This is a genomic window from Endozoicomonas sp. PH6C (genome assembly GCF_059322965.1).
The window spans coordinates 4,310,984-4,324,701 of record NZ_CP185342.1 but is presented as its reverse complement, the minus strand read 5'-3'; the positions used below and the strand labels follow the sequence as shown (position 1 = coordinate 4,324,701).

General features: G+C 48.2%; 7 protein-coding genes. All 7 read right to left on the bottom strand.

Annotation, left to right across the window (positions count from 1 at the left end; all coding sequences use genetic code 11):
- Positions 1-217: 217 nt before the first annotated feature.
- Positions 218-1,183, bottom strand: coding sequence for a hypothetical protein (locus tag ACOMG9_RS16795; protein WP_448217728.1), 966 nt, complete (start codon positions 1,181-1,183; stop codon positions 218-220).
- Positions 1,161-1,691, bottom strand: coding sequence for a hypothetical protein (locus tag ACOMG9_RS16790; RefSeq protein WP_448217727.1), 531 nt, complete (start codon positions 1,689-1,691; stop codon positions 1,161-1,163). The genes ACOMG9_RS16795 and ACOMG9_RS16790 overlap by 23 nt, the downstream gene beginning before the upstream one ends.
- A 67-nt stretch (positions 1,692-1,758) precedes the next feature.
- Complete coding sequence (locus ACOMG9_RS16785; RefSeq protein WP_494529134.1) at positions 1,759-4,449, bottom strand: tetratricopeptide repeat protein; 2,691 nt, start codon at positions 4,447-4,449, stop codon at positions 1,759-1,761.
- Between the two features lie 62 nt (positions 4,450-4,511).
- Positions 4,512-6,626, bottom strand: coding sequence for a tetratricopeptide repeat protein (locus tag ACOMG9_RS16780; protein WP_448217725.1), 2,115 nt, complete (start codon positions 6,624-6,626; stop codon positions 4,512-4,514).
- Positions 6,627-6,688: 62 nt separating this feature from the next.
- Positions 6,689-8,824 (bottom strand): tetratricopeptide repeat protein, encoded by a 2,136-nt coding sequence (locus ACOMG9_RS16775; protein ID WP_494529133.1) that lies wholly within the window; start codon positions 8,822-8,824, stop codon positions 6,689-6,691.
- Between the two features lie 67 nt (positions 8,825-8,891).
- A complete protein-coding gene (locus ACOMG9_RS16770) occupies positions 8,892-11,168 on the bottom strand; it encodes a tetratricopeptide repeat protein (RefSeq protein WP_448217723.1) in 2,277 nt (758 codons plus the stop codon).
- Between the two features lie 70 nt (positions 11,169-11,238).
- Positions 11,239-13,704: a hypothetical protein gene (locus ACOMG9_RS16765; RefSeq protein WP_494529132.1), complete on the bottom strand. Its 2,466-nt coding sequence runs from the start codon at positions 13,702-13,704 to the stop codon at positions 11,239-11,241.
- Between the last annotated feature and the right edge of the window lie 14 nt (positions 13,705-13,718).

Below are 13,718 nucleotides of genomic sequence, written 5' to 3'. Positions count from 1 at the left end.
AACTCTCTGGAAAGCGGTACACTGTCTGAATGTGACAGGTTCAGGCAGTGGGGTAATGGTTGGACAATCAATGGACATAAAAGTTCACGCTCATGTCTGAACCAGTACCGTTTGAAGAGCCGCGTATTCGTTGCTTCGCCAGGCGTCTGTTTTACCCTTATATTTGCGGGCGGAGTCAAGGGCATTGGCTTTTTGGAAGTATTCCCCCCATTCTTGCTCATTTTTCCCCATCATTCTGAGACAGTGCGCTTTTTGTGAATAAGCTCCAGCAGTCAGGGTACCTCTCAAGTGTTAATTCCACATGCTCAAGCGCCTTAATGAGGTTTTCCTCTCCTGACTTGGGACTGGCTTCTGATATCTCCTTACACGCCAGTGCAAAATAATGGATTGAGATAACCAACAACTGATTGGCACTTTCCGGATACCTGTTAATCACCTCCATAAAGCTTGCTTTCCCGACAGATAAGGACAAATGTGATAATTCACATTCATCGGAATGGTATAAGTCACAGCAACGCTCAATCAGTTTTTCAGCCTGTTTATCTTTGTCGATCATCTGCCAGAGGCGTACCAGAGCCAGATCAATATCATGATTCCCGCAAGGCATGCACAGGCTGTCCTCACTGTCGTTGAGGTGCTTGTTGCTCATGTTCAGCAGCAGCCCTTCAGTTAGATGATGTTTGTTTTCTATCTCCCAATGCAGCGCCAGAGCCAGGTCAATGTCATTGTTTCCACAGGGCCTGCAAAGTTCTTCTATAGCGGCATCGGGGCGCTTGTTACTCATGTTCAGCAGCAGCCTTTCGGCCCGTTGATATTGGCCCATTAGCTCCCAGAGTCGTGCAAGAGCCAGATCAATCTCATGTTTTCCAGAGGGCTTGCACAGGATCTCCTCAGTGTCATCGGGGTGCTTGTAAATGACATTGAGCAAGAGTTTTTCACTCAGTTGATGTTTGCCTGTCTCCTGCCAGAGAAGCGCCAGAGCCAGATTGAATTCGGGGTGCACAGAGGGTGTACAGAGGCTCTCGATACCGTCTTTGGAGTCTTTGCCACTCATGTTGAGCAGCAGTTTTTCAGCCCATTCATATTTACCCATCACCTGCCAGTGTCGTACCAGGTCTATGTCATGATGCCCAGAGGGTTTGCAAAGGGTCTCGATACTTTCATCGAGGTGCTTGCCACCCATGTTCAGCACCATGCACCCTGAGTTCTTCCAGACGAGTAAGGGCTTCTTTCTTCTTTTCCGAGGTTTGTTCTTTCAGCGATCTTGCAAGCCCTATGACGGTTCTCTGGTGGTCGAATTCATTCAGTTGTTCATCTTGCAAGATGGTCTGGAATGCTGCTTCTGCATTTATGTAATCTTGTTTTTTTAATAGTTTGAAAGCGCTATTGATCCTTTTAGCCGTTTCAGGACAGGATTTATTCACCCTTTGGTGGAACGTCCCGGGAGACGGCCACTGGTATGCCTTTGCTCGCCGGTCCAGGATATTTGAGGGTGCGCCAGGATCTTCCTGAACAGGTTGCATCCGTGGAACAAACGCTGGCGCTTTCGGGTTTAATTTAAACGGAGGCTTTGTTGTTTCAGTGGTGGCATTTGAACCTGAGGCACAATATTGCAGCGGCTGAGATCTGGCAACGGTTGCGGTGCACGAAAGGGGCGCGGAACGGGTTGTTGTTGGTAATTCGTAATTCATAGCCTCATTAATTCCCTGAAACTTTCACTTTATGACAGGCAGTGGATGTAATAAAGTACAAGGCCATCTAACCTGTGAGACCTCGTACTATCTCAAGAGCAATGTATTCATTCCTCCGCCAGAAATCAGCTTTCCCCTTTTGGGTTCGGCTGTAGTCAAGGGCTTGCGCTCTAGCAAAACATTCTGTCCATTCTTGCTTACTTCGACCCAGCATCCTGAGACAATGGGCTTTTTGTGAATAAGCTCCGGCATTCGGAGGGTACTTTTGTAACGCTGATTCAACCTGCTCAAACGCCTTTTCAAGGTTCTCCTTTGCAGACTCCGGGCCGTCTTTTTTTATCTGGTCACAAGCCAGGGTGAAATAATGGATCGAGGTAGCCACCAGAGTATTGACACTTTCCGGACAGCGGCTGATCATTTCCAGAAATCCCGCTTTCCCGGTAGATAAGCACAACAGGGTTAATTGACATTCATTCGAATGATATAACTCACAGCAACGCCTGGTCAGTCTTTCAGCCTCTTCACATTTGCCCGTAGTGTCCCATAGTCTTATCAAAGTCAGGTCAATCTGTTGATTCCCGGAAGGTTTGCACAGGCTGTCTTCATCGGCATTGAAGTGCTTGCCACTCATGTTCAGCAGCAGCCTTTCAGACAGTTCAAATTTGTTCATTTTCTGCCAGAGTCGCGCCCGAGTCAGGTCAATGTCATGATGCCCAAATGGTTTGCACAGCTCTTCTGCAATAGCTCCGGGGGGCATGCCAATCATGTTCAGCATCAGCTTTTCAGACCATTCATGTTTGCCCATCATTTCCCAGAGTCTCACCAGAGCCAGGTCAATTTCCATGTTCCCACAGGAGCTGCACAGGCTGTGTATATTGGCATTGGGGTGCTTGCCAGACATGTTCAGCAGCAGCTTTTCAGCCAGTTTATATTTGCCCGCCAGCTCCCAATGTCGTGTCAGAGTCAAATCAATTTCACGATTCCCACAGAACTTGCACAGTTCTTCCTCGCTGTCACCGGGGCGCTTTCCACTCATGTTCAGCAGCAGCTTTTCAGCCAGTTTATATTTGCCCGTCAGTTCATAATGTCGTGCCAGAGCCATATCAATTCCACGATTCCCAGAGAGCTTGCACAGTTCTTCCTCGCTGTCACCGGGGCACTTTCCACTCATGTTCAGCAGCAGTTTTTCTGCCAGCTCTTGTTTGTTCATTACTTCCCAGAGTCGCACCAGAGCCATATCAATTTCACGATTCCCACAGAGCTTGCACAGTTCTTCCTCGCTGTCACCGGGGCGCTTTCCACTCATGTTCAGCAGCAGCTTTTCAGTCAGTTTATATTTGCCCGTCAGCTCCCAATGTCGTACCAGAGCCATATCAATTTCAAGATTCCCAGAGAGCTTGCACAGTTCTTCCTCGCTGTCACCGGGGCGCTTTCCACTCATGTTCAGAAGCAGTTTTTCTGCTAGCTCTTGTTTGTTCATTACTTCCCAGAGTCGCACCAGAGCCAGGTCAATGTCACGATGGTTAATGGGGTTGCACAGAATCTCCTCACTGTCATCGGGACGCTTGCGACTCATGTTCAGCAGCAGTCTCTCAGCCCGTTGGTAGTTACCCCTCACTTGCCAGATTCGCACCAGAGCCAAGTCAATGTCGTTGTGGCTGGTGGAGTTGCACAGAGTTTCCTCACTGTCATCGGGATGCTTTTGGCTCATGCTCAGCAGCAGTCTCTCAGCCTGTTCATATTTACCCTTTGCTTGCCAGACTCGCACCAGAGCCAGGTCAATGTCTTTATGACCAGAGTGCTTGCAGAGCGTGTCTTCACTGTCACCGGAGTGTTTGCCAACCATCTCCAGCAGCACTTCTTCAGCCATTTGATGTTTGTCCATCAACTGCCAGATTCGCCCCAGAGCCAAATTGACGGTATCGAGGTATTTACGCAGTTTTGATGTATCAGGAGAATAGGGATTTGACTGCAGCTTTTTGATCAGTTCTTTTTTTATGTTCAGGAACAGTGTTTCAGCCAGAGTGTATTTGCCCATAGACTGCCACAGTCGGGCATTATTAATATCTGCGTTATAATAGCAAGTAGGTTCGCACAGGGTTTTCTCATCGGCATTGCGGCTTTTTTTTCTCAGTCTCAACAGTCGGGTTTCGGCATCAAAGAGTCTTCCAAGTGCCTCTTCACAGAGGCTCAGGGTAAGATCAAGGTTATAAATGATCGAAGCCCCAAACCTGGTGAATTTTCCATCTAACCTGAGTTCTTCCAGAATAGAGCAGGCTTCCAGCTGTTTTTCGCAGGTTTGCTCTTTTAGCGATCTTGCAAGTCCTATGATCACGTTATGCTTGTCGAACGGATCCGGTATGTCATGCTTGCCGTGTAAGATGACCCGGAATGCTTTTTCTGCATCTATGAAATTTTTATTGTTGAGCATTGTGTAAGCGCTACTGATCTCTTTTTTAAGAGCGTCAGGAGGGTAGGTCTTCGCCTCTGGTTGAAACGTCCGGGGAGTAGGTCTCTGGCATGCAGTTGTTGACCGGTCTGGAATATTTAAGGGTCTGTTCGAATGCTGATGACCACGATGATCTCCATGAGGAAGTTGCGAACGTGGGATAAATGTTTCAGCGTTCGGATTCAAGGTAAATTTTCGCCCTTTTGACGCACCGGTATCTGAACCTGATGCAGAATACTCTGACGGCTGTGATGTCGTGGTGCTTTTAGAACTGGTCGAGGCAATTTTTGTGGGTAATCCGTAGCTCATGGCCAAATGACCTTCCTGGGAACTTACGCTCTTGGACAGTCAATAGACATAAAAGTTCATGCTTATGTCTGAGCAAATACTTTTTGAAGAGCCGCGTATTCGTTGCTTCGCCAGGCGTCCGTTTTACCCTTATATTTACGGGCGGAGTCAAGGGCATTCGCTTTTTGGAAGTATTCCCCCCATTCTTGCTCATTTTTCCCCATCATTCTGAGACAGTGCGCTTTTTGTGAATAAGCTCCAGCAGTCGGGGGGTACCTCTCAAGTGTTAATTCCACATGCTCAAGCGCCTTAATGAGGTTTTCCTCTCCTGACTTGGGACTGGCTTCTGATATCTCCTTACACGCCAGTGCAAAATAATGGATTGAGATAACCAACAACTGATTGGCATTTTCCGGATACCTGTTAATCACCTCCATAAAGCTTGCTTTCCCGACAGATAAGGACAAATGTGATAATTCACATTCATCGGAATGGTATAAGTCACAGCAACGCTCAATCAGTTTTTCAGCCTGTTTATCTTTGTCGATCATCTGCCAGAGGCGTACCAGAGCCAGATCAATATCATGATTCCCGCAAGGCATGCACAGGCTGTCCTCACTGTCGAAAAGGTGCTTGTTGCTCATGTTCAGCAGCAGCCCTTCAGTTAGATGATGTTTGTTCTCTATCTCCCAATGCAGCGCCAGAGCCAGGTCAATATCATGGTTTCCACAGGGCCTGCAAAGTTCTTCCATAGCGGCATCGGGGCGCTTGTTACTCATGTTCAGCAGCAGTATTTCTGCTTGTTTATGTTTGTTCAACCTCTGCCAGAGTCGAACCAGAGTCAGGTCAATGTCATTATATCCACAGGGCTGACACAAGGTCTCCTCATTCACATCGGGGTGCCTGACACTCATGCTCAACAGCAGTTTTTCGGACCGTTGATATTGGCCCGTTACCTCCCAGAGTCGTGCAAGAGCCAGATCAATATCATGTTTTCCAGAGGGCGTGAACAGGATCTCCTCAGCGTCATCGGGGTGCTTGTCAATTAGGTTGAGCAACAGTTTTTCACTCAGTTGATGTTTGCCTGTCACCTGCCAGAATTGTGCCAGAGTCAGATCAATTTCATGTTTTCCAAAAGGCGTGCACAGGGTCTCCTCATTGTCATCGGGGCACTTGCCACTCATGGCCAGCATTAGTCTTTCAGCCAGCTCATGTTTACCCTTTACTTCCCAGAGTCGCACCAGGGCCAGGTTCACGTCATTATGACGGGAGGGCTTGCACAGGAGCTCGATACTGTTACCGGGGTACTTGCCACTCATGTTGAGCAGCAGATCTTCAGCCCATTCATATTGGCCTGTCTCTTGCCAGCATCGCGCGAGAGCTATATTGACTTTATGGAGGAAATCTTGCAGTTTTTCTGCAAGCGCTGCGTGCAGGTTCCACTGCAGCCTGTCAATGAGCCCGTATTTCATGCTGTGCAGCAGTTTTTCAGTCAGCTGGTATTTCCTCATAAACTGCCATAGTCGTGCATTAGCCATGTCAGCATCAAAATAATTAGAATGCTGGCAAAGGGTTTCTTCATCAGCACCGGGCTTTTTGTCTCTCAGTTTCAAAAGTCGTGCTTCAGCATCAGGGTTCTTCCCAAGTGTCTGTTCACAGAGACTCAGGGTCAGATCAAGGTTACGAATGGTCGAAGCCCCGAATTCGTTTAACTCTCCAGTCAACCTTAGTTTTTCCAGATGAAAACAGGCTTCTTTTTGCTTTTCACAGGTTTGCTCTCTGAGTGATCTTGCCAGCCCTATGATTGATCTTTGGTAGTCGGATGTTCTCAGTAAGTCCGCGTATTCTTGCAAGATGGCCCGGAATGTGTTTTCCGCGTCAATGAAATTTTGGTTCATCAATAAATCGAAAGCGCTATTGATCTTTTCACTGGCCGCTTCAGGAGATGTCCTCTTCACCGATGGGTGCAATGTCTGGGAAGAAAGTGTCAGGCACGCAGTTGTTTTTCGGCGATTAATAGTTGTGGGTGTGTTCGAAAGTCGATCAACACCAGAAGCACGAGGAATAAACGGTGGAGCTTTCGGGTTTAATTTAAATGGAGGCTTTGCTTCCTCATTGGAGTCAGTAAAGCGATTTTGCGCCGGTTGCGATGTCGTACCGGATGCGCAGTTGTAGGTTGGTGGTAATCCGTCATTCATAGTCATGAAACTTCCTCTGAAACTTGTGCCATTGGACAGTCAACGGATATAAAAGTTCATGCTTATGTCTGAGCCAGTACTTTTTGAAGAGCCGCGTATTCGTTGCTTCGCCAGGTATCCGATTTACCCTTCTGTTTTCGGTTGGAGTCAAGGGCTTGGGCTTTTTGGAAGCATTTCCTCCATTCTTGCTCATTGGCGCCCAGCATTCTGAGACAGTGCGCTTTTTGTGAATAAGCTCCCGCAGTCGGGGGGTACCTCTCAAGTGTTAATTGCACATGCTCAAGCGCCTTAATGAGGTTTTCTTCTCCTGACTTCGGACTGGCTTCTGATATCTGCTTACACGCCATCACAAAATAGTGGATTGAGATAAGCAGCAACTTATTGGCACTTTCCGAATACCCGTTAATCACCTCCATAAACTTTGCTTTCCCGGCAGATAAGGACAGATAGGATAATTCACATTCATCCGAATGGTATAATTCACAGCAACGCTCAATCAGTCTTTCAGCCTGTTTACCTTTGTCGATTAGCTCCCAGAGGCGTACCAGAGCCAGATCAATATCATGATTCCCGCAAGGCATGCACAGACTGTCCTCACTGTCGTTGAGGTCCTTGTTGCTCATGTTCAGCAGCAGCCCTTCAGTTAGATGATGTTTATTCACTATCTCCCAATGCAGCGCCAGAGCCAGGTCAATGTCACGGTTGCCACAGGGCCTGCAAAGTTCTTCCATAGCGGCATCGGGGCGCTTGCCACTCATGTTCAGCAGCAGTATTCCTGCTTGTTTATGTTTGTTCAACTTCTGCCAGAGTCGAGCGAGGGTCAGGTCAATGTCATGATGCCCACAGGGCTGACACAAGGACTCCTCTCTCTCATCGGGGTGTTTGAGACTCAGGTTTAACAGCAGTATTTCAGCCCTTTGATATTCGCCCATCTCCTGCCAGAGTCGTACAAGAGCCAGATCAATCTCATGTTTTCCAGAGGGCGTACACAGGATCTCCTCAGCGTTATCGGGATGCTTGACAATCATGTTGAGCAGCAGTTTTTCACTCAGTTGATATCTGCCTGTCGCATGCCAGAGAAGCGCCAGAGACAGATCGAATTCGGGGTGCTCAGAGGCTGTACAGAGGATCTCGATACTGTCTTTGGAGTCTTTGCCAATCATGTTGAGCAGCAGTTTTTCAGCCCATTCATATTTGCCCATCACCTGCCAGTGTCTTACCAGGTCTACGTCGTGATGCTCAGAGGGCTTGCACAGGGTTTCGATACTTTCATCCGGGTGCTTGCCACCCATGTTTAGCAGCAGATCTTCGGCCCGATCATATTGGCACACCTCTTGCCAGTATCGCACCAGAGCTATATTTACACTATCGAGGTAATTATGCAGCCTTTCCACTATGCCAGCGTGTGGGTCCGACTGCAGCTTTTCAATCAGCCCTGCTTTCATGCCCAACAGCAGTTTTTCAGCCAGCTGGTATTTTCTCATATGCTGCCATAGTCGTGCATTAGCGATATCAACGTCAAAATAGCCAGAGTGCTGGCAAAGTGTCTCCGCGTCTGCATCGGGCTTTTTGTTTCTCAACCTTAAAAGTCGTGCTTGCGCATCATGGAACCGTCCAAGTGCCTGTTCGCAGAGGCTCATGGTCAGATCAAGGTTACGAATGGTTGAAGCTCCAGACTCGGTGAACGTACCATTCACCCTGAGTTCTTCCAGACGAGTAAGGGCTTCTTTCTTCTTTTCCGAGGTTTGTTCTTTCAGCGATCTTGCAAGCCCTATGACGGTTCTCTGGTGATCGAATTCATTCAGTTGTTCATCTTGCAAGATGGTGCGGAATGCTGCTTCTGCATTTATGTAATCTTGTTTTTTTAATAGTTTGAAAGCGCTATCGATCCTTTTAGCCGTTTCAGGACAGGATTTATTCACCCTTTGCTGAAACGTTCGGGGAGACATACACTGGTATGCCTTTGCCCGCCGGTCCAGGATATTTGAGGGTACGCCCGGATCTTTCTGAACAGGCTGATCAGGTTGCATCCGTGGAATAAACGCTGGCGCTTTCGGGTTTAATTTAAACGGAGGCTTTGTTGTTTCAGTGTTAGCATTTGAACCTGAGGCACAATATTGCAGCGGTTGAGGTGTGGCAACGGTTGCGGTGCACGAACGGGTCGCGAAACGGGTTGTTGTTGGTAATCCGTAATTCATAGCCTCATTAATTCCCTGAAACTTAGACTTTTTGACAGGCAGTGGACGTAATAAAGTACAAGGCCATCTAACCTGTGAGACCTCTTACTATCTCAAGAGCAATGTATTCGTGCCTCCGCCAAAAATCGGCTTTCTCCTTTTGGTTTCGCCTGGAGTCAAGGGCTTGCGCTCTAGCAAAACATTCTGTCCATTGTTGCTTACTTCGACCCAGCATCCTGAGACAATGGGCTTTTTGTGAATAAGCTCCCGCATTCGGAGGGTATTTTTGCAACGCTGATTCAACCTGCTCAAGCGCCTTTTCAAGGTTCTCCTTTGCAGACTCCGGGCCGTCTTTTTTTATCTGGTCACAAGCCAGGGTGAAATAATGGATCGAGGTAGCCACCAGAGTATTGACACTTTCCGGACAGCGGCTGATCATTTCCAGAAATCCCGCTTTCCCGGTAGATAAGCACAACAGGGTTAATTGCCATTCATTCGAATGATATAACTCACAGCAACGCCTGGTCAGTCTTTCAGCCTCTTCACATTTGCCCGAAGTGTCCCATAGTCTTACCAAAGTCAGGTCAATCTGTTGATTCCCGGAAGGTTTGCACAGGCTGTCTTCATCGGCATCAAGGTGCTTGCCACTCATGTTCAGCAGCAGCCTTTCAGACAGTTCAAATTTCTTCATTTCCTGCCAGAGTCGCGCCCGAGTCAGGTCAATGTCATGATGCCCAAATGGTTTGCACAGCTCTTCCACAATAGCTCCGGGGGGCATGCCAATCATGTTCAGCATCAGCTTTTCAGACCATTCATGTTTGCCCATCATTTCCCAGAGTCTCACCCGAGCGAGGTCATTTTCCATGTTCCCACAGGAGCTGCACAGGCTGTCTATACTGGCATTGGGGTGCATGCCACAGATGTTCAGAAGCAGCTTTTCAGCCAGTTTATATCTGCCCGTCAGCTCCCAATGTCGTGCCAGAGCCAAATCAATTTCACGATTCCCAGAGAGCTTGCACAGTTCTTCCTCGCTGTCACCGGGGCGCTTTCCACTCATGTTGAGCAGTAGTTTTTCAGCTCGTATATATTTGTATTTCCTCTGCCAGCGCAGTGCCAGACCGAGATCAATATCATGATGCCCAAAGGGTTCACACAGGAGCTCCTCATTGTCGTCGGGTCTCTTGCCACTTATGTTCAGCAGCAGCTTTTCAGCCAGCTCAAATTTGTCCATTTCTTCCCAGGTTCGCACCAGAACTATGTCAATGGCAGGATCGCCAGTGGGGCGACAGAGAATCTCCTCACTGTCATCGGGATGCTTGCGACTGATGTTCAGCAGCAGCCTCTCAGCCCGCTCATGCTGGCCCAACGCCCGCCAGATAAACGTCAGAGCCAGATCAACGTCTTTACGATCAGATTGCCTGCAGAGTACGTCCTCATGGTCATCGGGGCGCTTGCCAATGATTCCGAGCATCAGGAGTTCAGCCTCTTGATGTTTGTCCATAGACTGCCAGAGTCGCACCAGGGCTATATTGACGGTATCGAGGTATTTACGCAGTTTTGATGTATCAGGAGAATAGGGATTTGACTGCAGCTTTTTAATCAGTTCTTTTTTTATGTTCAGGAACAGTGTTTCAGCCAGAGTGTATTTGCCCATAGACTGCCACAGTCGGGCATTATTAATATCTGCGGCATAATAGCGAGAAGGTTCGCACAGGGTTCTCTCATCGGCATCGAGCCTTTTTTTTCTCAGCCTCAACAGTCGGGTTTCGGCATCAAAGTGTCTTCCAAGTGCCTCTTCACAGAGGCTCAGGGTCAGATCAAGGTTATAAATGGTCGAAGCCCCGAACCTGTTGAGTGTTCCATCTAACCTGAGTTCTTCCAGAATAGAGCAGGCTTCCAACTGTTTTTCGCAGGTTTGCTCTTTTAGCGATCTTGCAAGCCCTACGGTTACGTTCCGCTTTTCGAATGGATCCGGTATGCCATGTATGCTGTTTAAGATGACCCGGAATTTTTTTTCTGCATCAATGAAATTTTGATTGTTGAGCATTGCGAAAGCGCTATCGATCTCTTTTCTAAGGGCTATAGGAGAGTAGGTCTTCGCCTCTGGGTGAAACGTCCGGGGAGTAGGGCGCTGACATGCAGTTACTGGCCGGTCTTGAATATTTGAGGGTCTGTGCCAATGTTGATGACCACGATGAGGAAGTTGTGAACGTGGAATAAACGTTTCAGCGTTCGGATTTAAGGTAAATTCACGCCCTTTTGCTGCACCGGTATCTGAACCTGACGCACAATATTGAGATAATTGCGATGTCGTAGTGCCCGAACTCGCTGGAGCGTTAGTTGTAGGTGTTGGCCCGTAACTCATAATGATATAGATTCCCTGAAAATCTATGCTGTTGGACAGTCATCAGGCATAAAGGTTCAAGGATGTTTTTTTATTCTTTGAGATTCGATAACTTCTGGAGGGCAGCGGCTTCCCTACTTCGCCAAAAATGAGTTTTTGCCCTGTATGCCCGGCTGACGTCGAAGGCTTCCGCTCTATCAAACCATTCCCTCCATTCTTGCTCATTTTTCCCCAGCATTCTGAGACAGTGCGCTTTTTGCGAAAAAGCTCCCGCACTAGGAGGGTATTTCTTTAGTGCCGATTCCACAATTTCCAGAGCCTTATGAAGGTTATCTTGTCCTGACTCTGGACCTGTATCGATTATTTGCTTGCAAGCCAGGTTGAAATAATGGATCGAGGTAGCCAACAGGGTATTGATCGTTTCCGGATAGTGGCTAATCATTTCCATAAATCCTTCTTGCCCGGCAGATTGGCTGAGTAGTGCCTGTTCAAATTCATTCGAATGATATAATTTACAGCCTTGCTTAAGCAGTCTTTCAGCCTGTTCATGTTTGCCTATCCTCCCCCAAAAGCGTGCCAGAGCCATATCAACGTTATGATTGCCAGAGGGTTTGCACAGGCTGTCTTCAGTGTCATTGGCGTGCTTGCTGCTCATGTTCAGTAGCAGGAGTACAGTCCATTCGGGTTTATCCATGATCTCCCAGAGCATCGCCTGAGCCAGATCAAAATCATGATTCCCACAGGGCTTGCAAAGGATCTCCTTACTGCCATCGGGGTCCTTGCCACTCATGTTCAGCAGCAGCCTTTCAGAGAGGTGATATTTGCCAGTGACCTCCCAGTGTCGCATCAGTGTCAGATCAATTTCCTGCTGCCAGCAGGGCTTGCAGAGAATCTCTTCACTGGCACCGGGATGCTTGCCACCCATGTTCAGCAGCAGCCTTTCAGCCAGGTTGTGTCTGCCCTCCATCTGCCAGAATCGAGCCCGGGTCAGGTCAGTGTCACAATGCCCGGAGGGCATGCACATTTCTTCCTCACTGGCACCGGGTCGCGAACCGCACATGTTCAGCAGAAGTTCTGAAGACTGTTTAAATTTGCCCATTATCTGCCAGAGCCGCACCAGGGCCAGGTCAATGTTAGCTTTCCCAAAGGGCTTACACAGAACCTTCACACTGTCATTGGGGTGCTTGCCAATCATGAGTATCAGCAGTTTTTCAGCCAGCTCATGTTTACGCGTTTCTTCCCAGAGTCGCACCAGAGCCAGGTCAATGTCATGATTCCCGGAAGGTTTGCAGAGAGTGTCCTCACTGTCATCGGGACGTTTGTTACTCATGTTCAGCAGCAGTCTCTCAGACTGTTCATATTTGCCCATTAACCGCCAGAGTACCGACAGAGCCAAGTCAATGTCTTCACACTTGGTGGGCTTGCAGAGAATGTCCATATAGTCATCGGGGTGCTTGCCGCTCATGTCCAGCAAGAGGTCTTCAGCCAGTTGATATTTCTCCATCAGCTGCCAGAGTCGCGCCAGGGCCATATTGACCTTACCGAGGTATTTACGCAGTTTTTGTGCCGCAAGAGAGTCCGGTTTCGACTGCAGCTTTTTAATCAACTCCTCTTTTATTTTCAGGAGGAGTGTTTCAGCCAGCCTGTGTTTGCCCATAGACTGCCACAGTCTGGCATTAGTAATATCTGCAGCATAATAGCCAGAAGGCTTGCACAGGGTCTTCTCATAGGCATTGGTGCTTTTCCGTCTGAGCCTCAAAAGTCGTGTTTCGGCGGCAAAGTGCCATCCAAGTGCCTCTTCACAGAGGCTCAGGTTCAGATCAAGGTTGTGAATGGTCGAAGCGCCAAACTTATTGCATGTTCCATCCAATCTGAGCGCTTCCAGAAGAGAGTAGGCTTCTAACTGTTTTTCGTTGGTCTGTTCTTTCAGCGCTCTTGCAAGCCCTATGGTCGTGTTCTGTTTGTTGAATGGACTCAGATTGCCTTGGTATTTCTTTAAGATGACTCGAAATGCTTTTTCTGCGTCTGTGAAATTTTGATGTCTCAGTATTGCGAAAGCACTATTGATCTCTTTTCTAATAGCTGCAGGAGAGGGGGTCTTTGCCTCTGGATAAAGCGTCCTGGGGGTAGACCTTTGGTAAGCTGATGCCTGCTGGCCTGAAATATTTGAGGATTTGTTCGAATGTTGATGAACACCCTTTGCCAGTTGAGCGCGTGGAGCAAGAGGTTTAGCTTCCCGATTTGGGGCAGATGGCGGCTTTTTTGCCGCATCGGCATAGGAACCTGACGCACAATACCGTGACGGTTGCGATGTCGTAGCAGGCTGGCAGGCAGATGCCTGCCGACCTGAAATATTTGAGGGACTGGTCGAACGTTGATGAACAACTTGTGGAAGTTGAGCCGGTGGATTAAGAGATTTAGCTTGCTGATTTGAGCTAGATGGACGTTTTTTTGCCGCATCGGCATAGGAACCTGACGCACAATATGGAGACGAGTGCGATGTCGTAGTGCTCGAACTCACTGGAGCGCTGGTTGTTGGTGTTGGCCCGTAACTCATAATGATGGAGATTC